We start from the raw sequence: 394 nt of genomic DNA on the forward strand, positions 1-394 counted from the left end.
CGCTGATCAACTCCATGGGCCAGATGGCCGGTTTCCTCAGCCCCTATATCGTCGGCTGGGTCAAGGACAGCACCGGTTCCACCGACGCCGCGCTGTACCTGCTGGCCGGGGTAATTGTTGCCGGCAGCCTGCTGGCGCTGCGCATGACCCGCACCCTAAACCGCTAAGCCCCGGCACTACACAGCCCCGGCCACGACAAAAGCCCGTTCGAGCCTCGGCTCCAACGGGCTTTTTCATGGCTGGGCTCAGGCCGGTGCCCCACCTTGTCGGGCGTAGTCGTGGCTGATGCTCAACGCTCCCATCGCCGGAGCATCCAACTCCAGCACCAGGCCGCCGGGCAAGCGGACGAAGATCTGCCAGATGCCGTCTTCCGGCACCTGCGCCACTTGATGTT

General features: G+C 65.0%; 1 pseudogene. It reads left to right on the forward strand.

What is annotated here, in order from left to right:
* Positions 1-167 (forward strand): annotated as a pseudogene (locus F6S12_RS33075) (MFS transporter); the annotation flags it as partial.
* Between the last annotated feature and the right edge of the window lie 227 nt (positions 168-394).

The organism is Pseudomonas sp. JV245A, assembly GCF_032424515.1.
Classification (GTDB): domain Bacteria; phylum Pseudomonadota; class Gammaproteobacteria; order Pseudomonadales; family Pseudomonadaceae; genus Aquipseudomonas; species Aquipseudomonas protegens.